Source organism: Sphingomonas sp. Leaf407 (genome assembly GCF_001425385.1).
Lineage (GTDB): Bacteria > Pseudomonadota > Alphaproteobacteria > Sphingomonadales > Sphingomonadaceae > Sphingomonas.
Map to the genome: position 1 here is coordinate 301,551 of NZ_LMQO01000003.1, position 23,713 is coordinate 325,263.

Below are 23,713 nucleotides of genomic sequence, written 5' to 3' on the forward strand. Positions count from 1 at the left end.
CATCGCGCGATGGCCGACCGCGACCGATGGATTCTGCACCTCAAGGACCTGCGCGCCGCCCATGGCGTGAGTATCCTCGACGCCGAACGGCTGGCACTCGCCGACCCGGCATGGCGACGCTGGGTCGAGCGGCAGATCGTCACCGACGAGCGATGTCGCCGCATGGGATTGAAACACATCCGGTACAATCGAGAAGCGTCACTGATCGGACGGGACGGCGATCGGTTGTTCGTCCGGTAAGGGCTGGCAGTTGACCGGTGTCGGCGATGGCGCAGAACGAGCGATCATCCCGGCGGCGGCACCCCGATCGGATCGCTTTCGAAATAGCGGATGACCGCGCCCTTCGCTGTCGGCTCCCGCCGGAACACCCGCGCCTTTGTCGCGTAAGCGACCGACAACTGCCCGGGCCTCGTCCAGACCACGCTGGTCCAGATCGCGTTTCCGGCAAAGCTGGACGCGGCGCCGCTGTCGGCGACGAAAACGTCCCGGGCGGCCGATTGCAATTCACCGGCCCGACCAACCTGTACGACCGTGGCGTAATCGGTGGTGGCACCGCAATCGCGCAACACGGTGGCGGCATATCGATCGCTACCGGTATCGCGCGCGATCTGAAGGACCTGCGACGAACAAAGCGGATCGATGTCGCAACCGGTCAGGCCTAGGATCGTCCGGCAGCAAAGGCCGATACGGTACATCGCTTCAAGCCGGCCGATTGCCCGGTCGAGCGCAATCCCGCCCGCGACCACGATGCAGCCCCTAAGGTCACATCTCCTTAAACCCTGCCATGGTAAACGCCTCGCGATGCGTATCCTTCATGTTCTCGACCATGGGTTGCCGCTGCACAGCGGCTATACGTTCCGCACCCGCGCGATCCTGACCGCGCAGATGGGGCGGGGGTGGGAGGTCGCCGCCGTCACCGGCCCGCGTCAGGGCGTGACGCAGACCCCGCGCGAAACGATCGACGGTATCGATTTCCACCGCACCGCGCCGATCGCCCCGTTGCCCTCGCCGCTCGGCGAAGTGCGTGAGATCCGTGCCTTCGCCCGGTCGATCGAACGGGTGGTGGAATTGGTGAAGCCCGACATCCTCCACGCCCATTCGCCGGTACTCGGCGCGCTGGCGGCGATGGGCGTGGCGAAGCGCCATCGCCTGCCGCTGGTCTATGAAATCCGCGCCTTTTGGGAAGACGCCTCGGTCGGCAACGGCACCGGGACCGAAGGCTCGCTGCGCTACCGCGCCACCCGCGCGCTCGAAACCCATACGGTGCGGAAAGTCGACGGCGTCGCGGTGATCTGCGAGGGATTGCGGCGCGACCTGATCGCGCGCGGCATCGCATCGGACAAGATCATGGTGTCCCCCAACGGCGTCGACCTGACGCTGTTCGGCACGCCGCCGCCGCCCGACACCGCGCTCGCCGCCGAACTGGGCCTTGCGGACAAGGAGGTGCTCGGCTTCATCGGCAGCTTCTACGATTACGAGGGGCTCGACACGCTGATCGCGGCGATGCCCGCGCTAGTCGCCGCCCGCCCGAACGTCGCCCTCTTGCTGGTCGGCGGCGGGCCGATGGAGGCGGACCTGCGCGCCCGCGCCGCCGCCTCGCCGGTGGCCGATGCGATCCGCTTCGTCGGCCGCGTGCCGCACGATCAGGTCGAGTGCTATTACGGCCTCGTCGACCTGCTGGTCTATCCGCGCAAGGCAATGCGGCTGACCGACCTCGTCACGCCGCTCAAACCCTTGGAAGCGATGGCGCAGCGCCGCCTCGTCGCCGCGTCCGACGTCGGCGGCCACCGCGAGCTGATTCGCGACGGCGACACCGGCACGCTGTTCCCACCCGACGATCCCGCGGCGCTCGCGACCCGCGTCGCCGCCCGCCTCGCCGACCGCCGCGACTGGGACGCGATGCGCGATCGCGGCCGCGCCTTCGTCGAGCGCGAGCGCGACTGGGCGAGCAATGTCGCGCGCTACGAACCCCTGTACCAGCGGCTGATCGCCGCCAACCGATCGGACGGGTGATGGCCACGACCCACGCGCCACGCCAACCGGGCCTGCCGCTCGCCCCCGCCGTCGCGGGGGTGGCCGGGCTGGCCGTCGTCGCGCTCGTCGCGCTCGTGCCCGCATGGCGGATCGAGGCGGCGGTGATGGCCAGCGGCCTGCCGGCGCTGCTCCCTGCCGCCGCCCCGCCGCTCGGCTGGACCGCGCGCGCCGGGCTGATGCTCGGCTTCGGCGGGCTGGTGACAGTGCTGCTGTGGCTGGGACTGATGCTGCTCGCGCCCGCTGCGGTCCTGCCGCTTCCGCGTCGCAAGCCCAAAGTAAAACCGCGCCGTGCCGAGGTCCCGCCCTCGGTCCGTCGCGCCGATGCCCATCCCGACGCGCCGCCGCGCCCGCCGGTCCGCGCCGACCGCGATCTCGGCGCGCCGTTCCTCGACACGCCGCTGGTGCCCGCCACCCCGGATGGCGAACGCACGATCCCGCGCGATCTCGACATGCCGCTGGCGATGTTCGATCCCGACGCGCTGCCCGCCGCCCCGGCCGCGCCGACGCCTACCGTCAAGCCGCTGTTCCGCCCCGATGCGGTGACGCTGCCCGAGGATCGTCAAACCGACCCGATTCCCCTCCCGGACAAGCGAGGGGCCGGGGATGAGTCGGCCGCTGAGGAAACGCTACCGCCAGCCCCGGAGCAACCCACCCCCGACCCCTCGCTTGTCGGGGAGGGGAGCAACAGCCGCCCCGAAGCAGGCACATCGAAACCCGATCCACAGTCCCGGCCGAAACCGACCGGCGAACCCTCGCTGTCGGCCCTCCTCGCCCGTCTCGACGAGGGGCTGTCGCGGCGCGATCCGCTGCCCGAACCCCCGGTACAGGTCGAACCGCCAGCCCCGATCGCCCCGCAGGCTGCGCCCACGCCGATCACCACCTCCGAACCGCCACTACCACCCGAACCACCCGTCACGCCCGAACCGCAGGCACCGCGCGTCCCCGCAGGGCTCGCCGCCACGCTCGGCCAGCTCCGCCGCATGGCCACCGGCGACAAGGAATAAGGGGCGTCCCGACCCCTAAACTCCGATTTGTCCGAACCGAAGCGTCGCCCCAGCGAAGGCTGGGGCCTCATGCGGCTCCTGCCGTGCGCCATCACCGGGAGATCCCAGCCTGCGCTGGGATGACGATTGTTTCAGGTTTAGGGCCGATCGACATTCAACATTGTCGGCCGATCTTCGTCATTTTCGGCCGAAACACCCACCCCTTTCGTCACCCCGGACTTGTTCCGGGGTCCACGGCTCGGCAGTCGGTGCGCCTTGAGGCTGTATCGACAGCGCTTGGGGCCAGGTGGACCCCGGAACAAGTCCGGGGTGACGACGCGCGAAGGAATGTCGATCGGCCCCAGTCCCCTTGTCATCCCGGAACAAATCTTCGACGAGGCAAGCCAGCGCTTCCGATCCCCCTACCGCTCCTCCACCGTCAGTACGTCGAGGTCGGCGACCCCCGCCACCACCCGCGCCACCGCGACATCGGCGACCAGATGCCCGCGCAGCGGCAGTTCCGCCTCGCCCAGCGTCGCCAGCCACGCCGCGAACCCGGCATCCCCGCTCGTCACCGTCAGCCGATGCTTCGCCCCGTTGAACGTGGCGCTCGCCCAGCGCGTCCAGTCCGACGCGGTAATGACGATGGTCACGCCCACCGCCTCCGCCGCGATCCGCAGTCGCCGCTCCAGCAGCGTCGCCGCATCGGGTCCCCGGCTCATCATGCCCCCTCCCGCTGGGCGATATAGGATTCGATCCGCGCGACCATCGCCGGTCGGGGGATGCGCCCCCGCCGCAGGTCGCCGATCAGCCGTGGATCGCCCACCGCGCAGCGTCCGAATTTCGTCTCCGCCATGCCCGTTCTCTCCAGATGCTGGCCGATCCTCGCCAGAATGATGTTCACCTGCGCCTCCCACCGCTGCATTGATTCGTTCTTGTTTTGTTCTTATAAATCCAACTTGTCTAGGATTTTTCCTATGTGTAGGATGTGGTGATGGACCCGGCCGACCCCCGCACCGCGATCGCCCATGCCGCGCAGGCACGCGGCGTCAGCCTGATGGAGCTGTCACGGCTGATTGGTCGCAACCCGGCCTATATCCAGCAGTTCGTCGAACGCGGCACCCCGCGCCGGCTAGCCGAGGCGGACCGGGCGATCCTCGCGCGCTATCTCGGCATCGCCGAAACGCTGCTCGGCGCGCCCCCCGCGCGCGAGTGGGTGGCGGTGCCCCGCATCGATGCGACCGCATCGGCCGGGCCGGGCGGACTGCTGGGCGACGATGTCGCCGATGGCATCCACCGGCTCGACGCCGATCTGCTGCGCGCGTTGCGCGTGCGCGCGGCCGATGCCTCGATGATCGCGGTGCGCGGCGACTCGATGGAACCGACGCTGGCCGATGGCGACATGATCCTCGTTGACCAGGGCGACCGGCGCGGCCAGTCGGGCCGGATTCATGTCGTCCGTCACGACGGGTTGCTGCTGGTCAAGCGGCTCGCCCGCGCGCCCGGCGGGGTGGAACTGGTCAGCGACAATTCCACCTATCCGCCGGTGGTGCTGGCCACGCCGCCGGACATCGTCGGTCGTGTCGTCTGGCTGTCACGCAGGCTGTGATACACCGGCAGGCGATGCGATCCCCGCCCGCTCGGATGATCACTGCATAACACCAATCTATTTCTGTTTTACAGAAACATTTTGCTGTCCTACATAATATTCATCGGCGGCGCGGGAGTCGCTGCCGATCGAGCGAAAGGGATAGTGATGAACATGAAACTGCTGGTGGCGACCGGCGCGGCGATGGTCGCGTCGGCGATGCCGGGCCATGCCCAGGACCGGCTGAACACCGCCTTTACCGGCGGCTATGCCGGGGCCGAGATCGGCGTGCAGGAGCATCATTTCGATCTCGAGATCACCGTGCCGCTGTTCAACGTGACCGAGACGAACACCTATCGCTCGCGCGGGGTGGCGGGCGGTGCCTTCGCCGGGTTCGACCTTGCCGTCGCGCCGCGCGTGCGGCTCGGGGCCGAAGCGGCGATTGGCACCGGCGGGACGCAGGCGACCGCACGGCTGCCCGGCGGCGTCTATGCCGAGGATCCGCAATGGAACTACCGCGTCGGCGGGCGTGCCGGCTATGTCATCGGCGACCATGCGCTGGTCTATGCCACGCTCGGCTATGGCGCGCAGCGGGTGCGCGTCACCGACGATTTCGCCGTCGAGGGTGCCTCGGACTGGAACCACAGCGTCACCTATGGCGGCGGCATCGAAGTTCGCGCGTCGCGCCGCATCGGCGTCCGCCTCGACTATCGCGAACTGGCGGGGGTCAACCGCACGCTGATGCTCGGGGTGCCGGTGCGTTTCTAGGACCGATCGGCGGTTGGCAGTTCCGGCCAACTCTTCGTCATTTTCGGCCGAAACGGCCGCCCTTTCGTCACCCCGGACTGGTTCCGGGGTGACGATGCGGCATGGATCGAAGTCTGGAAATCTGTTCGGAAACGCTACCCGCGCCGGTCGCGCCGCCAGATGACGATCGCGACCACGACGCCGACCGCGAAGCCGGCCAGCACGCCGATCGTCGCCTCGCCGGCCAGCGCGCCGCCGATCGCCCCGGCCATGGTGCCGATCGCGATCGGCAGACCGCCGGCGCGCGGAGTGTGGGAAGGATCGCTCATCGCGCGCCCTCCTGCCACAATCGCCGCGCCCATGCTACCATCCGGCGCAGCAACGCTGGTTTAGCCCCTTGGCGGCGGCTACCCCCACGGGCTAGGACGGCTGCCATGTCGAGTGTCCGGCTTGTGTTGCTGTTGAGCGCCGGATGGCTCGTGGTCGTCGCCGCGCCCGCGCGTGCGCAGGACGTGCCGCTCGCCCCCGATGCGCCTTTGGCCGACCTGCCCGACATCGGCGTCGCCTGGCCCGAGATCGCGCCCGAACCGGCCGATCCGCTGGCCGCGATCCGATCGGTCAACGCGGCGGGGGAGACGCGCTACAATTACCGCATCACCGGCATCGACGCGATCGACACCGACCTGTTCCGCCAGCGCTTCAACGAACTTTCCACGCTGCGTGCCAGCGAAGGCGAACCGGCCAACGCCGCGCAGATCGATCGCCGCGCGCGTGAGGATGCTCGCACCCTTGACGAACTGCTGCGCAACGAAGGCTATTTCGATGCGCGCATCGCCACCAGCGTCCGGCCCGAAGGCGACCGGCTGATCGTCTACCTCGAAGTCGAACCGGGCGAACGCTACCGCTTCGCGCAGGTCCGCACGCCCGGCATCGCAGCCGCCGGCACCAAGGCCGAAACCTTGCGCGAAGCCTTCCCGATCGCCCCGCAATCCCCGGTGCAGGGCGACACGGTGGTCGCCGCGCAGGAAAAGCTCACCCAGACCATCGGCCGCGAAGGCTTCCCCTTCGCCAAGGTCGGCGAACCCGAGATCACCGTCGACCATGCCACGCGCACCGCGACGATCGAGGTGCCGGTACAGCCCGGCGGCGAGCGCCGCTTCGGCCGGATCATCGCCCGCCCCAACCGCGTGTTCGACGGCGATCATGCGCAGGATATCGCCCGCTTCAAACCCGGCGAGACCTATGATTCGACGATGGTCGACGACCTGCGCCGCGCGATCGTCCAGACCAGCCTCGTCTCGCAGGTCCGTCTGACCCCGGTCGAGGGGCAGGTGCCCGGCACCGTCGACCTCGATCTCGCGATGGAGCCCGCGCCGCCGCGCACCATCGCCGCCGAACTGGGTTATGGCACGGGCGAAGGCGCGCGGGTCGAGGGGAGCTGGACCCACCGCAACCTGTTCCCCCCCGAAGGCGCGCTGACGTTGCGCGGCGTGCTGGGCACGCGCGAACAGGTCGCCGCCGTCACCTTCCGCCGAAACAATTTCCATGGCCGCGACCGGGTGCTGACCGGCCAGATCGCCGCCACCCATCTGGTGCGCGATGCGTTCGAGGCGAACACCGTCTCGCTCTCGGGCAGCCTCGAGCGGCAGACCAACATCTTCTTTCAAAAGACGTGGACGTGGTCGCTGGGTGCCGAACTGCTGGCGACCGACGAGCGCGACGTGATCGTCGCCACCGGCGATCCACGCCGGCGGACCTATTTCATCGGCGCGGTGCCGACCAGCCTCAACTACGACGGGTCCGACGACCTGCTCAACCCCACGCGCGGCTTCCGCCTCGGCGGCCGGTTCAGCCCCGAACTGTCGTTGCAGGGCGACGTGTTCGGCTACACCCGCGTGCAGGTCGACGGCAGCCTGTACCGATCGGTGAACGACCGCGTCGTGCTGGCCGGCCGCGCGCGGATCGGCTCGATCCTCGGCGCGCCGCGTGATGCGGTTGCCCCGTCGCGGCGCTTCTATGCCGGCGGCGGCGCATCGGTGCGCGGCTATGGCTTCCAGAGCATCGGCCCGCGCGATCCCAACAACGATCCGATCGGCGGGCGCAGCCTCGCTGAATTCTCGATCGAGGCGCGGGTGCGCGCGTTCGGCAATTTCGGCATCGTGCCGTTCCTCGACGCCGGCAATATCTATACCTCGCCGCTGCCCGGCCTGTCGGACCTGCGCTACGGCGCGGGGATCGGGGTGCGCTATTACAGCAATTTCGGCCCGATCCGCGTCGACGTCGGCACGCCGATCAACCCGCAGCGCGGCGATCCGCGCATCGCCGTCTATGTCTCGCTCGGACAGGCGTTTTGAGCGACGTCCCGGCCGCCAAGCCACGCATCGGTTGGGGCCGCCGGCTGCTGCAACTCGTGCTGGCGATCGTCGTCCTCGCCGCCGCGCTGCTGATCGCGATCGATACCGGCCCCGGCCACCGGCTGATCGCCAACCGCATCGCGACGCTCAAAACCGCCAACGGTATGCGCTACCGCATCGGCCGGATCGAAGGCTCGATCTACCGCAACCCTCGGCTGGTCGACGTCCGCATCTACGACCCGCAGGGCCTCGTGCTGCGCGCGCCGCTGGCGCAGCTCGACTGGCGGCCATGGGAATATTGGTCGAACCGCCTGTCGATCACCCGCCTGCACATCCCGCGCGCGATCCTCGCCAAATTGCCGCAACCGACGCCGACCGGCAGGCAGGGGCCGATCCTGCCGTCGTTCGACATCCGCATCGGCCGCCTCTCGGTCGACCGGCTGGAGCTTGCCCGCGCCGTCACCGGAACCCCACGCATCGGCCGGCTGATCGGGCAGGCCGATATTCGCTCGGGGCGGGCGCTGGTCGACCTCGCACTCGACATCGCGCGCAGCGACAGCCTGCGGCTGCGCCTCGACGCCGAACCCGATCGCGACCGCTTCGACGTCGAGCTGCGCGCGCGCGGCGTCGCCGACGGCCTGCTCGCCATTGCCAGCGGCATCCGCCGGCCACTGAACCTCACCGTAACCGGCGACGGCCGCTGGAGCGCGTGGGACGGCCGCCTCGCCGCCACCGCCGCCGGCCAGTCGATCGCCGACCTCGACCTTGCCGCCCGTGCCGGCCGCTATGCGCTGAACGGCACGCTCGCGCCTTCGATGTTGCTGCAAGGCAAGCTGCAACGCCTTACCGCCCCGCAAGTCCGCGTCGCCGGCAACGCCACCTTCGCCAACCGCCGGATCGACGGTCAGCTCGCGCTGCGCAGCCCCGCGCTCGCGCTCGAAGCCGACGGCATCGTCGATCTGGGCACCAGTGCGTTCCGCGACCTGCGCCTGCGCGCCCGCCTGCTGCGCCCCGCCGCGTTGTTCCCCAACATGACCGGCCGCGCCATCGAACTGCGCGCGATCCTCGACGGCGCGTTCGCCACCGCCAAGTTCGACTATCGCCTCCGCGCCGACCGGCTGGCGTTCGACCAGACCGGGTTCGAGGGCGTGGTCGCCGCCGGGCAGGGGCGCCTGAGCCGCGCGCCCGTCACCATCCCGCTCCGTCTCGCGGCGAAGCGCGTGACCGGCATCGGCGAGGTCGCCGGCGGCATCCTGCGCAACCTGTCAGTCGTCGGCAATCTCCGCGTCGACGCGCGCACCCTCGTCGGCAACGATCTGATCGTGCGGTCGAACAAGCTGAACGGCCGGATCATGCTTACGCTCGATCTCGCCACCGGCCGCTACGACATCGGCATCAGCGGCGCGCTCACCCGCTATCTCATCCCCGGCCTCGGCCTCGTCGATGTCCAGACCCGCCTCAGCGCCGTGCCGATCCCCGGCGGCGGAACCCGCATTATCGGGCGGGGCATGGCGCAGGTCCGCCGGCTCGACAACGCCTTCTTTCGCTCGCTCACGCAAGGGCTGCCGCGGGTCGAAACCGGGCTAGAACGCGGCCGCGACGGCACGCTATATCTGCGCGGGCTACGACTGACCTCGCCCGGCCTCACCCTCACCGGCAACGGCTATCGCCGCCGCGACGGCAGTTTCCACATCGAAGCGGTCGGGCGACAGGCGACCTATGGCCCGGTGCGCCTCATCCTCGACGGCGACATCTCGCGCCCGACGCTCGACCTGCGCTTCGCCAGCCCCAACGCGACGCTCGGCCTATCGGACGTGGTCGCCCACCTCGACCCCACGCCGCAGGGCTTCGCCTACCGCGCTACCGGTGGTTCGCGTCTCGGCCCGTTCACTGCGCAAGGGGCGATCCTGTTGCCGAGCGGCGGCACCGCGCGCATCGCGGTCGACGCGCTGGAGGTCAGCGGCACCCGCGCCACCGGCGGTGTCGATATTGTCGAGGACGGCTTTCTCGGCCGCCTGACCGTCGCCGGCGGTGGCCTATCGGGGACGATCGACTTCCGTCCGCAGGGCCAGGACCAGCGCATCGACCTCGCGCTCGACGCCGCGCGTGCCCGGCTCGGTACGCTTGGCGAGGTCCGGCGCGGCCGCCTCGAAGCAGCGATCGTGCTCGGCGACGCCACCAGCCTCGACGCCACCGTAACCGCACAGGGGTTCCGTCGCGGCAAATTGTCGATCGCGCGGATGGCGGGCAACCTGCGCCTCGTGAACGGAGTCGGCGAAGCGCGCGCTTCGATCGCCGGCTCGCGCGGCCGCGCCTTCGCGATCCAGAGCGTCATCGGCATCACCGAGGACGAATATCGCATCTCGGCGGAAGGCACGCTCGACCGCCGCCCGCTCAAACTCGAAACTCCCGCCGTCCTGCGTCGCGACGGCGCGGGCTGGCGGCTTGGCGACACCCGCTTCACCTTCGCCGGCGGCAGCGCCACGATCGCCGGCGCGCTCACCGGCACCCGCAGCGAGGTCAACCTCGACGTCGCACGCATGCCGCTCGCCGTGCTCGACATCGGCTATCCCGGCCTCGGCCTCGGCGGCACCGCCTCGGGGAAGATCGCCTATGCGCAGGATGATGAAACCCCGTCGGGCCGCGTCGACCTGACCATTCGCGGCCTGACCCGATCAGGGCTGGTCCTTTCCTCGACGCCGATCGACGTCGGCATCGCCGCCGTGCTCGACGCCAACCGCGCGGGCCTGCGCGCCGTCATGGCCAGCGGCGGCAAGACTATCGGCCGCGCGCAGGCCCGGCTGGCGCCGCTGGGGCAGGGCGACCTCGCCACCCGCATCGCCAATGCGCCGCTGTTCGCGCAGCTTCGCTACGGTGGCCCCGCCGATACGCTGTGGCGGCTGACCGGCATCGAACTGTTCGACCTGTCCGGCCCGGTCGCGGTCGGTGCCGACGTCACCGGCCGCCTCGCCGATCCGCGCATTCGCGGCGTGGTCCGCTCCAGCGGTGCGCGGATCGAAAGTTCGATTACCGGCACCGTGCTGACCGGCGTCGAGGCGCAGGGCCGCTTCGACGGATCGCAGTTGGTCATCGATCGCTTCGCCGCCAGCGACGGACGGCAGGGGCGCGTCACCGGCACCGGCAATTTCGAATTCGCGGCGGTGCGCGGCTTCGGCATCGACCTGTCGCTCAATGCCGATCGCGCGCGGCTCATCAACACCGATTCGATCGGCGCGACCGTCACCGGCCCGATCCGGGTGAAGAGCGACGGCGCGGGCGGGGTGATTTCGGGCCAAGTGCGGATGGACGGCAGCCGCTATCGCCTCGGCCGCGCCACCGCCACCGCGCCGCTGCCACGTCTCAACATCCGCGAGATCAACCGCCCCGACGGCGACGATGAAACCACCGCCGCCGCGACGCCATGGCGGCTCGACCTGCGCGCGCGTGCGCCCGGCGGGCTGATCGTCACCGGCCTCGGCCTCACCAGCGAATGGTCCGCCGACCTCGCCATCACCGGCGAGCCGACCAACCCGGTTATCAACGGCCGGGCCGACCTGATCCGCGGCAATTATGAATTCGCCGGCCGCGAGTTTCAGATCGATCGCGGCGCGCTGCGCTTCAACGGCGAAATCCCCGCCGATCCGGCGATCGACATCGTCGCCAACGCCGATACGCAGGGGCTGAACGCCACCATCCGCGTCGCCGGCACCGCGACCCGGCCGGAGATCAGCTTCCAGAGCGTGCCCGCGCTGCCCGAGGACGAACTGCTCTCGCGCCTGTTGTTCGGCACTTCGATCACCAACCTGTCCGCCCCTGAGGCGTTGCAACTGGCGGCGGCGGTGGCCGCGCTCCAGAACGGGGAAGGGGGCCTCAACCCGATCAACGCCGTCCGCCGCGCCGCCGGCCTCGACCGTCTGCGCATCCTCCCCGCCGATCCGCAGACGGGCCAAGGCACCTCGGTCGCCGCCGGCAAATATCTGACGCGGCGTTTCTATGCCGAGATCGTGACCGACGGGCAGGGCTACAGCGCCACCCGCATCGAGTTTCAGGTCACGCGCTGGCTCTCGCTCCTCTCCTCGATCTCGACGATCGGCCGCCAGAGCGTGAACGTGCGCGTGTCGCGCGATTATTAAGGCTCCCCTAGCCCCACACCCTCGCTCCAGCGAAGGCTGGAGCCTCGACCGGCGCCTGCCCCGCAGTCGCAATGGATCATCGCTGTCCTACATTCCCGGCCAGCCGCTACACCCACCCCGGAGCGCAACGAGCGCCACGCTCTTTGACATGATCGAGGACATCTACCGGCCAGCCATATGAACCTCGCCCCTGCGGCATGGTCTGTGACGTCTGCACGACGTAAACGTACACCTCGGACGTTCAGATAGGTTGATCCGCCAAGTAACTGAAAACGAACGGATAGTCTCCGCGGCGTCAATTCTCGCCACGACGTCGTTAGTGTAAACTTTGTAAACTTTACGCCGCCGCCCGCACCGGCACCGACGCATTGTACAGGCTGGCCCCGCGCTCGTCGCGCAGGTCGAACGACAGCAGGTCGCCCGCCACCTGCACCATGCCGAACCCGGCGGCGGCGCGGCAGAAGCGCGTACCCTCGACCGCCACGACCGGCCGCGCCTCCATGCCCCCGCCGCACTGGATCATGTCGATCCCGTCGCGCCGGATATGTTGCAGGTCGTGGTCGTGCCCCGCGATATAGGCCTGCACGCCATGCCGTTTCAGGATCGGCAGCACCCGCGCGATGATCTCCGGCTGGTCGCCATGCCCGCTGCCGCCCGACCGGATCGGATGATGTCCGGTCACGATCTTCCACTTGGCGCGCGAGCCGCTAAGCGTCGCGTCGAGCCATGCCAGTTGCGCGGCGGTATCCTGCGACCGGGTATTGCTGCCGATCACCCCGTCGTTGCTCCGATACCGCTCGACGAACGGTGAGGTATCGATCGCCAGCAACTCGACATCGGCGCGTGCCAGCGCCGGATCGGCCACCCGGTAATAGCGCGCCGGCATCCGCCACCGCTTGCTGGTCGCGGCATAGTCGATCTGCGCCTGCGGATTGCCGCGATAGTCGTGGTTGCCGAGCAGCGCATACCACGGCACCTGCAACGCCGGGTGGGTATAGACCCCCTCGAACACCGACTGCCACAACGGGTCGTCGACCGATTCCACCCCGTCGCTGTAGAAATTGTCGCCGATCGCCAGCACGAAATCGCTCCGCGCCGCCGCCGCCGCCCGCCCCATCGCCGCCGCGACATGATGCTGTTCCGGCGTGTCGCGCCCCCAGTCGCCGAGTACCGCGAAGCTGCACCCCTTGGCCGTCGCGCGCGCCTCGACCGGCGCTGCCAGTCCCGCCGCCCCGATGGCGAACCCGCCGAGCAGGGTACGGCGGTCGATACGGATGGTCATCGGGCAGGGGTCCTTTGCGGGAGCGAGGCCAGTCCCAAAGCCACGCGAATATGACGGGACCATTACGATTCCCCCCTCCCCTTCAGGGGAGGGGCCGGGGGAGGGGAAGTCCCAAGCACAACCCCAAAGAAAAGAGGCGCCGGGAGCCAACCCCCGACGCCTCCTGTCTCACACGACGTGGCGAAGCCACGTCGTCGGTCCTCGCGTGCGCGAGGCCGGCCGACAGCGCGGATGCGCCCGCTGGGCGCACCGGCGCGGTCGTGGCCGCGCCTTACGCGCTGTAGTACATGTCATATTCCACCGGGCTCGGCGTCATTTCCCACCGCGCCACTTCACCGTACTTGATCTCGACATAGGCCTCGATCTGGTCCTTCGAGAACACGTCGCCCTTCAGCAGGAAGTCGTGGTCGGCGGTCAGCGCCTCGAGCGCCTCGCGCAGCGACGCGCAGACGGTCGGCACGGCGGCGAGTTCGGCCGGCGGCAGGTCGTACAGGTTCTTGTCCATCGCTTCGCCCGGATGGATCTTGTTCTGGATGCCGTCCAGACCCGCCATCATCAGCGCCGCATAGGCGAGATAGGGGTTGGCCATCGCGTCGGGGAAGCGGATTTCCACGCGCTTCGCCTTCGGACCGGTGCCGTACGGGATGCGGCACGACGCCGAACGGTTGCGCGCCGAATAGGCGAGCAGCACCGGTGCCTCATAGCCCGGAACCAGCCGCTTGTAGCTGTTGGTCGACGGGTTGGTGAAGGCGTTCAGCGCCTTGGCATGCTTGATGACGCCGCCGATGAAATACAGGCACATGTCCGACAGGCCGGCATAGCCGTCGCCGGCGAACAGCGGGGTCTTGCCGTTCCAGATCGAGAAGTGGGTGTGCATCCCCGATCCGTTATCTTCCTTGATCGGCTTGGGCATGAACGTCGCGGTCTTGCCATAGGCATGCGCGACCTGATGCACGACGTACTTGTAGATCTGCATGCGATCGGCTGTCGTGGTCAGCGTGCCGAAGGTCAGGCCCAGCTCGTGCTGCGCGGCGGCCACCTCATGGTGGTGCTTGTCGCACGGCAGGCCCATTTCGATCATGGTCGACACCATCTCGCCGCGGATGTCGACGGCGCTGTCGACCGGGGCGACCGGGAAATAGCCGCCCTTGGCGCGTGGGCGGTGGCCCATGTTGCCGCTCTCATACTCGCGGCCCGAATTGCCCGGCAGTTCGATGTCGTCGATCTTGTAATAGCTCGACGAATAGGTGTTCTCGAACCGCACGTCGTCGAACATGAAGAATTCGGCTTCCGGCCCGACATATACGGTGTCGCCGATGCCGGTGGTCTTGAGATACGCCTCGGCGCGCTTCGCGGTCGAGCGCGGATCGCGGGCATACAACTCACCCGTCACCGGATCGACGATGTCGCAGAACACGACCAGCATCGGCGTTGCCGAGAAGGGGTCGGTATATACCGCTTCCAGATCGGGCATGAGCGTCATGTCCGACTCGTTGATCGCCTTCCAGCCCTCGATCGAGCTGCCGTCGAACATCAGGCCGTCGGTGAACTCGTCCTCGCCCAGCAGCGAGGCGACCATGGTCAGGTGCTGCCACTTGCCCTTGGGATCGGTGAAGCGAAGGTCGACCCACTCGATCTCCTCCTGCTGGATGCGCTTCAGGATGTCGCTGGCGGTAGTAGCCATGGAAACTGCCCTTTCTGAATGAAACCCCCGTCCCGGCGCAATCAATCGCCCCGGAACGCCCCGTAAATCGAAATAATGCTGCGCTGCGTCAGATCGCGTCGTCGTTGCGCTCGCCGGTGCGGATACGCAAGGCCGTCTCGACCGGAATGACGAAAATCTTGCCGTCGCCGATCCGGCCGGTCTGCGCGGCGGCGGCGATCGCCTCGACCACACGCTCGGCCAGACCATCCTCGACCACGACTTCCAGCTTCACTTTGGGCAGGAAGTCGACGACATACTCCGCGCCGCGATACAGTTCGGTATGGCCCTTCTGCCGGCCGAAGCCCTTGGCCTCGGTCACGGTGATGCCGCTCACGCCGACTTCGTGCAGCGCCTCCTTCACCTCATCCAGCTTGAACGGCTTGATGATGGCTTCGATCTTTTTCATGCGCTTTGCCGATCCCCCGGACGTCGGCCCGTAGGGGCCGTTTGCATCCTGTTAATCAAATACCGTGCCAACAGGCGATTCGCCCTGTGGACGACCATCGGGCATCCGCGTGTCGCTGTCGATATTGCCCGCCGAAGGGGCAGTGTGCCCGGTTTTTGGGCAATCTGCTGTTACAGATACGGCGGCTTGGTGAACCCTATCGGGCTGAGCGTGAAGATCTCGCAACCATCGTCGGTGATGCCGATCGAATGTTCGAACTGCGCCGACAGCGACCGGTCGCGCGTCACCGCCGTCCACCCGTCGTCGAGCAGCTTCACATCCGGCCGGCCGATGTTGATCATCGGTTCGATGGTGAAGAACATGCCGGGCTTCAGTTCGGGACCGGTCCCTGGCCGCCCGGCGTGGATCACTTCGGGCGCATCGTGGAACAGCCGGCCGAGGCCATGGCCGCAAAAGTCGCGCACCACGCCATAGCGGTGCGATTCGGCATGGCGCTGGATCGCGTGCGCCACATCACCCATGCGGTTGCCGGGCTTGGCCTGCTCGATGCCGATCATCAGGCATTCATAGGTCACGTCGACCAGCTTGCGCGCTTTGATTGGCACATTGCCGACCAGATACGTCCGGCTGCTGTCGCCATGCCATCCGTCGAGCAGCGGCGTGACGTCGATATTGGCAATGTCGCCGTCCTTCAGCGTCCGGTCGGACGGGATGCCGTGACACACGACGTGGTTGATCGAGATGCAGGTCGAATGGGCATAGCCGCGATAGCCGAGCGTGGCGGGCACCGCGCCGCCCTCGCGCATCAGGCGAAAGATGATCGCGTCCAGCTCGGCGGTGGTGACGCCGGGCACGACATGCGGCGTGATCGCGTCGAGGATATGCGCGGCGAGGCGTCCGGCGCGGCGCATCCCTTCGAACCCGGCGGCATCGTGCAGCTTGATCGCGCCGGTCCGCGCCAGCGGCGTGTCGGCAGTGACGGTCTGATAATCGGTCATGTCCAACCTATAGTGCGACACGACGCGCTATGCGAGGGCGCGACCACGCGCTATCCAGCCGATATGACGCACCGTATCTGGACTGCCGCCCTGCTCGTGATCGGTGACGAAATCCTGTCGGGCCGGACGCAGGACAAGAATATCGCGCAACTGGCGAGCTGGCTGAACGTGCAGGGCATCCGCCTCGCCGAAGTGCGCGTCGTCGCCGACCGCGAGGAAGCGATCGTCGAGGCGGTCAACATCCTGCGCGCGCGCAACGACTATCTGTTCACCACTGGCGGGATCGGTCCGACGCACGACGACATCACCGTCGATTCGATCGCGGCGGCGCTCGGCCGGCCGGTCGTTGTGCATCCCCAGGCGCGCGCGATCCTCGACGCCTATTACGCGACTCGCGGCGGCCTGACCGACGCGCGCCTCCGCATGGCGCGAGTGCCGGAAGGGGCCGACCTGATCGAGAACCGCATGTCGGGCGCGCCCGGCATCCGTGTCGAGAATATCTTCATCATGGCCGGGGTGCCCCATATCGCTGCGGCGATGCTCGACAGCCTCACCGGCACGCTGGAGGGAGGGCTGCCCGTCGTCTCCGGCACGATCGGCTGCTGGGTGGGCGAGAGCGAGGTGGCCGACACGCTGCGCGACGTCGAAAAGGCGCATGAGGGCGTGGCGATCGGCAGCTATCCGTTCTTTCGTGAAGGCCGGACCGGCGCGAATTTCGTGGTGCGGGCGACCGATCGGGCGGTGGTCGACCAGTGCCTCGCCGATCTGACCGAACGGCTGCGCGCCACGGGGCGGGACCCGGTCGAGGGGGGGATATGATCGCACCAACGCCTGTGCGAGCGCGGCCGCTGCGTATCCACGGCACGATCGCGCGCGACCTGGGCATCCGCATCGTCTCGGGCGCGGTGGCCCCGGGCGAACTGCTCGACGGCGAGGTCGCGGCCAGCGGCAGCCTCAACGTTTCGCGCACCGCCTATCGTGAGGCGCTGCGGATGCTCGCCGCCAAGGGGCTGGTCGAATCGCGACCCAAGACCGGTACGCGCGTGTCGCCGCGCGACCAGTGGCAATTGCTCGACCCCGACGTGCTGTCGTGGGTGTTCGATACCGAACCCGACGCGCGGCTGATCGGGAGCTTGTTCGAGTTGCGCAAGATCGTCGAGCCCGCCGCCGCGCAGTTCGCGGCGCTTCGCCGTGACAAGAATCACCTGTCGGTCATGCGGCAGGCGCTGGCCGACATGGCCGACCATACGCTGGCGACCGATGCCGGGCGCGACGCCGATCAGCGCTTCCATGCGGCGATGCTCGACGCCTCGGCCAATCCGTTCCTCGTCACGCTGACCAGCGGGGTCGGCGCGGCGGTGGCGTGGACGACGGTGTTCAAGCAGCGCAACAGTCCGCTGCGCCGCGATCCGCTGCCCGATCACATCCGCGTCTTCGAGGCGGTCGAGGCGGGCGACGGTGCCGCCGCCCATGCCGCGATGACCGATCTGGTCGACATGGCGTTTCAGGACACGCGCGTCACCCTGCCGGCATGACGGCGCTTGCCGGAACGCCCGGCCGCCGATAAGTCTGATTAATAAACCTTCAGGAGAGAGACGTTGGCAAACGCCCCGACCCGCATCGCGTTGGCCGGCATCGGCAAGATCGCGCGCGACCAGCATATCCCGCACATCGCGGCCAGCCCCGATTTCGAGCTGGTCGCCGCCGTCACCCGGCATGATCCGCCCGAGGGCGTGCCGGGATTCACCACCATCGCCGAGATGATGGCGGCGGTGCCGGGCGTGCAGGCGATTTCGATCTGCACCCCGCCGCGCGGCCGGCTGACGCTGATCGAGGAAGCGCTGGCCCACGGCCTCGACGTGATGGTCGAGAAGCCGCCGGCGGCGACGCTGAGCGAGGCGCAGGCGTTCGCCCGCGCGGCCGACGCGGCGGGCAAGGTACTGTTCGCGACATGGCATTCGCGCGAGGCGGCGGCGGTCGAACCCGCCCGCCAGTGGCTGGACCAACGCAAGATCACGCGGGTCGCGGTCAACTGGAAGGAGGATGTCCGGGTATGGCATCCGGGACAGGCGTGGATCTGGGAACCGGGGATCGGCGTGTTCGATCCGGGAATCAACGCGCTGTCGGTCATCACCCGCATCCTGCCGCGCCCTCTGCTGCTCGACACCGCCGAACTGCGCTTCCCGTCGAACCGCGATGCGCCGATCGCCGCCGATCTCGACTTCACCGATACGGCGGGCGTGCCGGTGCGGGTAGAATTCGACTTCGACCAGACCGGGCCGCAGACATGGGACATCGACGTCGAAACCGATAACGGGTCGCTAAAACTGTCGATGGGTGCGTCGAAAATGGCGGTCGATGGCGTAGAGGTCGATGTCGGCGACGAGCCGGAATATGCCCGGCTGTATCGCCGCTTCGCGCAATGCCTGGCCGCGCGCGAGAGTGACGTCGATCTGTCGCCGTTCGTCCATGTCAACGATGCCTTCCTGCTCGGGCGGCGGGTGACGGTGGGCGAGTTCAGCGAATAGGGTGGGTTCGCGCGGAGGCGGCGTGGAGGGGCTGCGGCTTCTCTGCGTCGTGCGCAGATGCCTGCGACGCCATCGCCACGACGATCGCATCCCGTGCCCGCGCCGCTACCGCCTTGCGCCCCATGCCCGCCGGATCGAACGGTTCGAGGAAATGGATCGTCAGCGGTACGTGACCCGGCCGTGCCAGTACCCGCGCCGCGTTCGCCGTGCCCGGTTCGTCACCGACCCATGCGATGTCGCGGCCGGCACCATAATCGAGATAGACCGGCTGTACTCGCAGGCTCGGCGGGGGCGGATCAATCGCGCCGAGCAGCGCCGCCTTGAACGGCAGCAGCGTCGTGCCGTCGCCGGTCGTTCCTTCGGGAAACACCGTGACCGGATGATCCGCTGCCAATGCCTGGCGCAGCGTATCGATCTGCCGCGCGACGCCCAGCCGGTCGCCACGATCGACGAACAGCGTGTGGTTGAGCGTGCAGAGCCACCCGACCAGCGGTGCGTCGCGCAACTCCCCCTTGGCGACGAAGGCGCTGCCGCTTGCCCCGGCGATGGCGAGGATGTCGATCCAGCTCTGGTGATTGGCGAGGTACAGCACGTCGCGCGGCACCGGCGTCCCGATCACCCGCACCCGCGCGCCGACGATCCGGGCGATCCGCCCGAGAAAGCGCGGCGGCCATGGCGAGCGGCACCGGACCAGCCGCCAGCCGCTGTGCAGCACCAGATAGCCGAGCAGCGCCGCGAGCATCCCGCCCGCGCGCCGCAGCAATCGAAGGCGCGCGGAGAGGGGCAAGCGCCTCAGCCCTTGCGGTCGAGGCTGACGCCGTAGAGTTCCATGCGGTGATCGACCAGCCGGAAGCCCAGTCGCTCGGCGATCTGCTTTTGCAGCAGTTCCAGTTCGGGATCGACGAATTCGATCACCCGGCCGCTCTCGACGTCGATTAGATGATCGTGATGCGCCTCGGGCGCGGGTTCGTAGCGCGCTCGGCCATCACCGAAGTCGTGCCGGTCGAGGATGCCGGCCTCTTCGAACAGCCGCACGGTGCGATACACCGTGGCGATCGAGATGCCCGGATCGATCGCCGACGAGCGTTCATAGACTTTTTCGACGTCGGGATGGTCTTCGGCTTCGGACAGGACGCGAGCGATCACCCGACGCTGTTCGGTGATGCGCAGCCCCTTTTGATGACAAAGCGCTTCGAGATCGATCTTGCGGGCCATGCGTTCCTGTGACTTCCCTGACGAATGCCCCCTTCTAACGCGCCGGTCGCGTCAGCGGAAGCCCCGCATCAGCGCGTGCGGCGCTGCGTTCCCAAGCCGATCTTCTTGGCGAGGTCGCGGCGCTGCTCGGCATAGTTGGGTGCGACCATCGGATAATCGGCGGGCAGGTTCCACTTGGCGCGATACTGGTCGGGGGTCAGGTCGTAATGCGTCATCAGATGCCGTTTGAGCATCTTGAGCTTCCGCCCATCCTCCAGACAGACGATATAGTCGGGCCTGATCGAGTTGCGCACCGGCACCGCCGGATCGGCACGGACCGGCGTTTCCTCGGGCGTGGTGCCAAGGCCGTGCAGCGCGTGATGGACGCTGCGGATCAATTGCGGGATGTCCGCGACCTCGACATTGTTGTTGCTGACATGGGCCGCGACGATGTCGGCGGTCAGGGCGATGAGCGTGTCGTCCCGCTCCGCTTGGAGTTCCATGGTCTTCCTTACCGTTACGCTGCGGCAAAACTGGCGCCGTGCGCACGCTATCGACGCGGATGCCGGGCCGCGCAATAATATTCGCTACTTTTTTGGAAGTTTCACGACGCAATCGGGCAGACATAGGTATGCGCGTCGAACCGCTCGCCTTGCGTCCCGGCATAATAACCGCGCCGCTCGCCCCGTTTCACGAAACCGGCCCGCAGATACAGGCGGGTGGCGGGATTGTTCGCGCGCATTTCGAGGCAGATCTGCGCCGCGCCACGGCGCGCCGCGCCGGCGACCGCTTCGCCCAGGAGCGTCGCGCCGATCCCGTGACCGCGCCGCTCGGGCAGCACCGCGATCAGCAGCAATTCGGCATCGCCCGCGATCGCCCGGCTGAGCGCGAAGCCGACCACGTCGTCGTCGAGACAGGCGAGCGTCAGCCAGACACCGGGCAGCGACATCATGCCAAGGCACTGGGCCGGGGTCCATGCCTCGCCATAGCGCGGGTCGAAGGCGCTGCGCATGACCCGGTCGACCGCTCCGATCATCGCCGGCGTGCCCACGATCAGCGTGACCGGGTCGCGCGTGTCGCTCACGCGGCCACGCTCGGCACCGCGTCGGGTGCGCGACCATAGAGCGGGGCGGGGGGCAGGGTGCGCAGCGCGTCGGGCAACAGGCCGACGTCGCCCGCATCGGGCAAGCGATCGTCATGGCCAAGCGTCGGGTCCGCCAGCCGCAGCCGGGCGACGCCTTGCCCGACGGCGCGCCGTCCGGCGAGCCATGCGACCGCGTCGGCGGGCTTGCGCGAGGCGATCGGCTCCAATGGCGTCAGGTCGGCGTCGAACGCTTGCTGGAACACCTCGCCATGCCCTCCGTCGAGCACCGCCACGATCACGTCGCCCGGTCGCCCGGCCAGCGCGGCGGCAGCCACGATCGCGAGCGACGAATAGCCCTGCACCGGGACGCCCCAGCCGATACCCAGCCCACGCGCCGCCGCGAGGCCAACGCGCACCCCGGTAAAGCTGCCCGGCCCGCAATCGACGAGGATGCGGTCGGCGCGACCACCGCCGGGCAGCGCGCCGATCATCGGCACCAGCCGTTCGGCATGACCGCGCCCGACCACCGCATGGTCGCGCGCGATCACCCGGTCGCTCTCCAGCAGGGCGACCGAGCAGGCGGCGGTCGCGGTTTCGATCACCAGGATGCGCACCGGCGAAGCGTCAGGCGATCCGGTTGAACTTAGCGAAGTCCGGCCGTGGCGAGCGCGGATGCAGCGTGTCCGTATCGCCATAGCCCAGCGTGGCGATGAAGTTGGCCGTCACCGACGGTGTCTCAGCGAAGAACGCCTTGTCGACCGCGCCGGCATCGAACCCCGACATCGGCCCGGTATCCAGCCCCAGCGCCCGCGCGGCGAGGATCAAATAGGCCCCCTGCAGCGACGAATTGCGAAAGGCGGAGGCGGCGCGCAGTTCAGCATTGCCGTCGAACCACGACTTCGCATCGGTGTGCGGGAACAGTTCGGGCAGATATTGATGGAACTCGCGGTCCATGCCGATGATCGCCGTGACCGGCGCGGCGCGGACCTTGTCCGGGTTGGCGCCGGTACAGCATGCTGCCAGCCGGTCTTTCGCGTCCTGCGACACGCACCACACGATCCGCGCCGGCAACTGGTTGGCGCTGGTCGGGCCCCATTTCATCAGGTCCCAGATGTCGTGGAGCACGGTTTCGTCGACCGACCGGTCGGTATAGTGGTTGAAGGTGCGGGCACCGCGGAACAGCGTATCAAGCGCCTGATCGTCGAGCTTGGCCATCAGACTGCACGAACCTCCGTTACTTCGGGAACATAATATTTGAGCAACTGCTCGATCCCGTTCTTCAGCGTCGCGCTGGACGAGGGGCAGCCGGCACAGGCGCCCTGCAATTGCAGATACACCTTGCCCTGATCGAACCCGCGATAGACGATGTCGCCGCCGTCGTTGGCAACGGCGGGGCGGACCCGCGTCTCGATCAGTTCCTTGATCTGCTCGACGATGTCGGCGTCGGCCGGATCGTCACCGAAGGTCGCGTCGTCGGCCGGTACGGAAAAGCCCGCCGCCGGGGCGGCATGGAACAACGGCATCCGCCCGCCGAAATGGTCGAGCATCAACGCCAGCACATCGGGCTTGAGATCGGACCATTCGCTACCCGGCGCCTTTGTCACCGACACGAAATCGCGTCCGAAGAACACGCCGACCACATCGCCGAGCGCAAATAGCTGCGTCGCGAGCGGCGACGCCTCGGCCTCCTCCGGCGAGGCGAAGTCGCGGGTGCCGCTGTCCATCACCGCCTGTCCCGGCAGGAACTTCAGGGTGGCAGGATTGGGCGTCGGTTCTGTTTCGATCAACATGGCCGCCATTTGGCGCGCGCGTCCGACCGGATCAAGGGCCGCCCGCCGGAAACGCAACGTTCGCGAAAGCGGCCAAGCCGTTGCAACGGCGTAACGGACTGTCTAGGCCCGGTGACGATGCTTGTAAGGAACGAACGCGCGATGATCGACAGGCACCTGGCAAAATTGCGCGCCCGCGACACGATCTCGGCGGAGGAAGAGGCGGTGATCCGCCAGTCGTTCGGCGAGGTGCGGGTCGTTCCGGCGGGCACCACCTGTATCCGCGCGGGCGAACGGTTGACGTTCAGCACGCTGCTGCTCGACGGCTTCATGTGCCGTTACAAGGACTTGCCGGGAGGCGAACGGCAGATCACCGAAGTGCATACCGCGGGCGATTTCCTCGACCTGCACAGTTTTTCGCTCAAGCAGCTCGACCATAATATCATGGCGCTGACCGCCAGCCGCGTGGTGCTGATGCCGCACACCGCATTGACGGCGATCACCGAACATCACCCGCATCTGGCGCGGGTCTACTGGTTCCTGACCGCGCTGGACGCCGCGATCCACCGCGAATGGGTGTTGTCACTCGGGCGGCGCACCGCGATCGAGCGGATCGCGCATCTGGTGTGCGAACTGCGCGTGCGGCTGGGGCTGGTCGATCAGGCCGACGACAGCGGGTTCGACCTGCCGCTCACGCAGACCGACTTGTCGGACTGCACCGGGCTGACGCCGGTCCATGTCAACCGGACGCTGCGCGACCTGCGCGAACGGGGATTGATGGAGTTCCGCAGCAAGCGGGTGACGATCCACGACATGGCCGGGCTGATCGCGCTGGCCGAGTTCGACGACAATTACCTCTATCTCCGCCGCGAGGCGCGATAAAGCTTAGCGGGGGCTGAACCGGAGCG

26 protein-coding genes are annotated in these 23,713 nt (G+C 68.2%); 11 read left to right on the forward strand and 15 right to left on the reverse strand.

Annotated elements, in window-relative coordinates:
- Window positions 1-9: 9 nt before the first annotated feature.
- A complete protein-coding gene (locus ASG37_RS10815) occupies window positions 10-240 on the forward strand; it encodes a hypothetical protein (protein WP_055759591.1) in 231 nt (76 codons plus the stop codon).
- A gap of 44 nt (window positions 241-284) precedes the next feature.
- On the opposite strand, the gene ASG37_RS10820 is transcribed toward ASG37_RS10815, so the two are convergent.
- The gene (locus ASG37_RS10820) at window positions 285-695 is read right to left on the reverse strand and encodes a hypothetical protein (RefSeq protein ID WP_156349122.1); all 411 of its coding nucleotides are present in this window, start codon (window positions 693-695) and stop codon (window positions 285-287) included.
- A gap of 106 nt (window positions 696-801) precedes the next feature.
- On the opposite strand from ASG37_RS10820, the gene ASG37_RS10825 reads away from it, so the two are divergent.
- The gene (locus tag ASG37_RS10825) at window positions 802-2,013 is read left to right on the forward strand and encodes a TIGR04063 family PEP-CTERM/XrtA system glycosyltransferase (RefSeq protein ID WP_055759596.1); all 1,212 of its coding nucleotides are present in this window, start codon (window positions 802-804) and stop codon (window positions 2,011-2,013) included.
- Window positions 2,013-3,038: a hypothetical protein gene (locus ASG37_RS10830; RefSeq protein ID WP_055759599.1), complete on the forward strand. Its 1,026-nt coding sequence runs from the start codon at window positions 2,013-2,015 to the stop codon at window positions 3,036-3,038. Before ASG37_RS10825 ends, ASG37_RS10830 begins: the two co-directional genes overlap by 1 nt.
- A gap of 401 nt (window positions 3,039-3,439) precedes the next feature.
- On the opposite strand, the gene ASG37_RS10835 is transcribed toward ASG37_RS10830, so the two are convergent.
- A complete protein-coding gene (locus ASG37_RS10835; RefSeq protein ID WP_055759602.1) occupies window positions 3,440-3,739 on the reverse strand; it encodes a hypothetical protein in 300 nt (99 codons plus the stop codon).
- A complete protein-coding gene (locus tag ASG37_RS10840; protein ID WP_055759605.1) occupies window positions 3,739-3,942 on the reverse strand; it encodes a hypothetical protein in 204 nt (67 codons plus the stop codon). The genes ASG37_RS10835 and ASG37_RS10840 overlap by 1 nt, the downstream gene beginning before the upstream one ends.
- Window positions 3,943-4,011: 69 nt before the next feature.
- Between ASG37_RS10840 and ASG37_RS10845 the strand changes: the two genes are divergently transcribed.
- Window positions 4,012-4,626 carry a helix-turn-helix transcriptional regulator gene (locus ASG37_RS10845; RefSeq protein WP_055759608.1) on the forward strand — a complete coding sequence of 205 codons (615 nt, stop codon included), beginning with the start codon at window positions 4,012-4,014 and terminating at the stop codon, window positions 4,624-4,626.
- Between the two features lie 147 nt (window positions 4,627-4,773).
- Entirely contained in the window at window positions 4,774-5,373 is a 600-nt protein-coding gene (locus ASG37_RS10850) for an outer membrane protein (protein ID WP_055759611.1), read from the forward strand.
- Between the two features lie 134 nt (window positions 5,374-5,507).
- Here ASG37_RS10850 and ASG37_RS17915 read toward each other — a convergent pair whose 3' ends face one another.
- On the reverse strand, window positions 5,508-5,681 hold the full coding sequence (locus ASG37_RS17915) for a hypothetical protein (RefSeq protein ID WP_200909735.1): 174 nt from the start codon (window positions 5,679-5,681) through the stop codon (window positions 5,508-5,510).
- A gap of 105 nt (window positions 5,682-5,786) precedes the next feature.
- Between ASG37_RS17915 and ASG37_RS10855 the strand changes: the two genes are divergently transcribed.
- Complete coding sequence (locus ASG37_RS10855; RefSeq protein ID WP_055759613.1) at window positions 5,787-7,706, forward strand: autotransporter assembly complex protein TamA; 1,920 nt, start codon at window positions 5,787-5,789, stop codon at window positions 7,704-7,706.
- Window positions 7,703-11,839 carry a translocation/assembly module TamB domain-containing protein gene (locus ASG37_RS10860; RefSeq protein WP_200909739.1) on the forward strand — a complete coding sequence of 1,379 codons (4,137 nt, stop codon included), beginning with the start codon at window positions 7,703-7,705 and terminating at the stop codon, window positions 11,837-11,839. Before ASG37_RS10855 ends, ASG37_RS10860 begins: the two co-directional genes overlap by 4 nt.
- Before the next feature lie 337 nt (window positions 11,840-12,176).
- Here ASG37_RS10860 and ASG37_RS10865 read toward each other — a convergent pair whose 3' ends face one another.
- From ASG37_RS10865 to map, 4 genes are all read right to left on the reverse strand, one after another.
- Window positions 12,177-13,121 carry a metallophosphoesterase gene (locus ASG37_RS10865; RefSeq protein WP_055759617.1) on the reverse strand — a complete coding sequence of 315 codons (945 nt, stop codon included), beginning with the start codon at window positions 13,119-13,121 and terminating at the stop codon, window positions 12,177-12,179.
- 271 nt (window positions 13,122-13,392) lie between these two features.
- A complete protein-coding gene (glnA, locus tag ASG37_RS10870; protein ID WP_055759622.1) occupies window positions 13,393-14,805 on the reverse strand; it encodes a type I glutamate--ammonia ligase in 1,413 nt (470 codons plus the stop codon).
- A gap of 88 nt (window positions 14,806-14,893) precedes the next feature.
- Window positions 14,894-15,232 carry a P-II family nitrogen regulator gene (locus ASG37_RS10875; RefSeq protein ID WP_055759592.1) on the reverse strand — a complete coding sequence of 113 codons (339 nt, stop codon included), beginning with the start codon at window positions 15,230-15,232 and terminating at the stop codon, window positions 14,894-14,896.
- 170 nt (window positions 15,233-15,402) lie between these two features.
- Window positions 15,403-16,230, reverse strand: a complete 828-nt coding sequence (gene map, locus ASG37_RS10880) for a type I methionyl aminopeptidase (RefSeq protein WP_055759625.1) — start codon at window positions 16,228-16,230, stop codon at window positions 15,403-15,405.
- 63 nt (window positions 16,231-16,293) lie between these two features.
- Between map and ASG37_RS10885 the strand changes: the two genes are divergently transcribed.
- From ASG37_RS10885 to ASG37_RS10895, 3 genes are all read left to right on the forward strand, one after another.
- Window positions 16,294-17,049, forward strand: a complete 756-nt coding sequence (locus ASG37_RS10885; protein WP_055759628.1) for a competence/damage-inducible protein A — start codon at window positions 16,294-16,296, stop codon at window positions 17,047-17,049.
- Window positions 17,046-17,765 (forward strand): FadR/GntR family transcriptional regulator, encoded by a 720-nt coding sequence (locus ASG37_RS10890; protein WP_055759630.1) that lies wholly within the window; start codon window positions 17,046-17,048, stop codon window positions 17,763-17,765. Before ASG37_RS10885 ends, ASG37_RS10890 begins: the two co-directional genes overlap by 4 nt.
- Before the next feature lie 63 nt (window positions 17,766-17,828).
- A complete protein-coding gene (locus ASG37_RS10895) occupies window positions 17,829-18,758 on the forward strand; it encodes a Gfo/Idh/MocA family protein (RefSeq protein ID WP_055759633.1) in 930 nt (309 codons plus the stop codon).
- Here ASG37_RS10895 and ASG37_RS10900 read toward each other — a convergent pair.
- The 7 genes from ASG37_RS10900 to ASG37_RS10930 all read right to left on the reverse strand — a co-directional run bounded on the left by ASG37_RS10900 (window position 18,748) and on the right by ASG37_RS10930 (window position 22,826).
- Entirely contained in the window at window positions 18,748-19,500 is a 753-nt protein-coding gene (locus tag ASG37_RS10900; protein WP_082448303.1) for a lysophospholipid acyltransferase family protein, read from the reverse strand. The two genes, ASG37_RS10895 and ASG37_RS10900, sit on opposite strands and share 11 nt — an antisense overlap.
- A 50-nt stretch (window positions 19,501-19,550) precedes the next feature.
- Window positions 19,551-19,973, reverse strand: a complete 423-nt coding sequence (locus tag ASG37_RS10905) for a Fur family transcriptional regulator (RefSeq protein WP_055759636.1) — start codon at window positions 19,971-19,973, stop codon at window positions 19,551-19,553.
- Window positions 19,974-20,041: 68 nt separating this feature from the next.
- Window positions 20,042-20,455, reverse strand: a complete 414-nt coding sequence (locus tag ASG37_RS10910; RefSeq protein ID WP_055759639.1) for a MucR family transcriptional regulator — start codon at window positions 20,453-20,455, stop codon at window positions 20,042-20,044.
- A gap of 101 nt (window positions 20,456-20,556) precedes the next feature.
- Window positions 20,557-21,036, reverse strand: coding sequence for a GNAT family N-acetyltransferase (locus ASG37_RS10915; protein WP_235525187.1), 480 nt, complete (start codon window positions 21,034-21,036; stop codon window positions 20,557-20,559).
- The gene (gene tsaB / locus ASG37_RS10920) at window positions 21,033-21,650 is read right to left on the reverse strand and encodes a tRNA (adenosine(37)-N6)-threonylcarbamoyltransferase complex dimerization subunit type 1 TsaB (RefSeq protein ID WP_055759642.1); all 618 of its coding nucleotides are present in this window, start codon (window positions 21,648-21,650) and stop codon (window positions 21,033-21,035) included. The genes ASG37_RS10915 and tsaB overlap by 4 nt, the downstream gene beginning before the upstream one ends.
- Window positions 21,651-21,660: 10 nt before the next feature.
- Window positions 21,661-22,251, reverse strand: a complete 591-nt coding sequence (locus ASG37_RS10925; protein WP_414888108.1) for a malonic semialdehyde reductase — start codon at window positions 22,249-22,251, stop codon at window positions 21,661-21,663.
- Window positions 22,251-22,826 (reverse strand): NifU family protein, encoded by a 576-nt coding sequence (locus ASG37_RS10930; protein WP_055760518.1) that lies wholly within the window; start codon window positions 22,824-22,826, stop codon window positions 22,251-22,253. Before ASG37_RS10930 ends, ASG37_RS10925 begins: the two co-directional genes overlap by 1 nt.
- A gap of 141 nt (window positions 22,827-22,967) precedes the next feature.
- Here ASG37_RS10930 and ASG37_RS10935 point away from each other — a divergent pair, with 141 nt between their 5' ends.
- Window positions 22,968-23,687, forward strand: a complete 720-nt coding sequence (locus ASG37_RS10935; protein WP_055759650.1) for a Crp/Fnr family transcriptional regulator — start codon at window positions 22,968-22,970, stop codon at window positions 23,685-23,687.
- The last annotated feature ends 26 nt before the right edge of the window (window positions 23,688-23,713 follow it).